Source organism: Acinetobacter sp. GN11, from assembly GCF_054823985.1.
This window is the reverse complement of sequence record NZ_JRVL01000328.1, coordinates 1-1,659: the sequence shown is the minus strand read 5'-3', so window position 1 is coordinate 1,659 and position 1,659 is coordinate 1. Positions and strand designations below refer to the sequence as shown.

2 protein-coding genes are annotated in these 1,659 nt (G+C 30.3%); both read left to right on the top strand.

Annotated elements, in window-relative coordinates; translation table 11 throughout:
• Positions 1–941, top strand: a 941-nt coding sequence (locus tag NL42_RS18880; protein ID WP_461313915.1) for a hypothetical protein, incomplete at its 5' end; no start/stop codon positions are given.
• A gap of 9 nt (positions 942–950) precedes the next feature.
• Positions 951–1,577: a hypothetical protein gene (locus NL42_RS18875; RefSeq protein WP_461313914.1), complete on the top strand. Its 627-nt coding sequence runs from the start codon at positions 951–953 to the stop codon at positions 1,575–1,577.
• Positions 1,578–1,659: the final 82 nt, after the last annotated feature.

Below are 1,659 nucleotides of genomic sequence, written 5' to 3'. Positions count from 1 at the left end.
CCCTAGTAAATTTTAAAATTATTGACTTCTTTAAAGAGCTAGTTCGTTGGGGGTATGAAAACAAACCGTATGCTTATGCTAGTTCAGCATTTTATGGAAGACTAGCGAAAATTGAAATTGATGATGTTAATAATAGAATAGATATTCTATTTCGTCTTACCGATTTAGATGATGATCAATATTTAGTAAGTGATGTACATACTCAATTAGATAGGCAAATACCAAGAAATGCGACGGAAGGTACGCTAAATCAATCTCATATAGTAATTAAAATTGATCCAAGTAAACCTACTATTGCCAATTTTGGCATGGAATATTATACAGGTATTACTCCGTTAGTTTTTATGAATACTTTAAATTACTTAATACGCACAGCTCGATCTGATAAAATCTTATCAACATATTTTTTTGGTAATCATCCTACTGATACCTATAAAGTTACTAGAGATGGTTATGTCGCAGGACAGCCAAAGCCGTTGGGATTTAGATTAAAATTTTCATACCAGAATGATTTTTTTTATGATTTGTTGGAAGCTTTCAATAATGACCGTGTTAAGGATATTTCTTTTGTTGAAAAACCAACGATAAGTACTAACTTTGATAGAGCAGGTAAATTTAAACAAAATAATATAGAAACTCATCTAGATATCGCAACACGTCTAGTTAATCCTAACTCTACTACATTGAGTCAAATGAAGGATGATGTTGTTAATGTTTTCAAAAACTTAATTACAGAAAAGCCTCACTTAAAAGATTCTTCCTTTAAAATTAAGTTTGAAGATGTAAATGGTCACGAAAGGCATGCGACATATAAATCAGAAGATGAAGAATTCAGTTTAGTTCAAAAAAAGCGTTTGAGTTCAAGTCTGCGACAACCTAAGACCTCTGCTCCTATAATAAATAAGGGGTTATGCGATAGAATATTCGCTAATATAACGTAAGGAAGAGCTATGTTTTCAGAGTCTATCTTCCGCCCATTTGATTATTTAAAAATCGAATGGGCTCATGGAAAAGTTAGTAAAAAGATTTTAGATATCTATATTCCATTAATTATAGGTATATTTACAGCGGCCTTATTATGTTGGATCGCTTATAAATTTCCTGGTTCATTAAAAAATCCTTTAAAAGCTAATATATTTGATAATGAAATAACTTATTTTATGGCTGGATTCTTACAAACAATACCTGGATTTTATATCGCAGCACTAGCTGCTATTTCAACATTCTCAAGTACTACAATGGATGAGGATATGGTTGATCCAGCTCCTCAAAAAGATGGCATAGCTATTTCAAGAAGATTTTTTCTATCTCAATTATTTGCATATCTAAGTGCATTAAGCTTATTAGCTTATTTTATAACTATTGTAGCAAGATATCTTTCATCTTTAGATATATTGGCTGGTTGTTCAAAAATAGTTTATTTTATTATTTATTTCATTAGTACATCATTATATGTGGCAATTATTAGCCAGTTAATCATTCTAACAGGGCTAGGTTTATATTATTTAGGTGATAGAATCCATAAAAATAATCCTAAAACACCCCAAGTTAGTAATGTCGATGATAAAGAGGAATGAGTAGAAGAAGAATTTCTTTGCTTAATTAATTATCGCTAAAATTAACATAATACGCCTTATACGAAATTCACTTATTATCTGA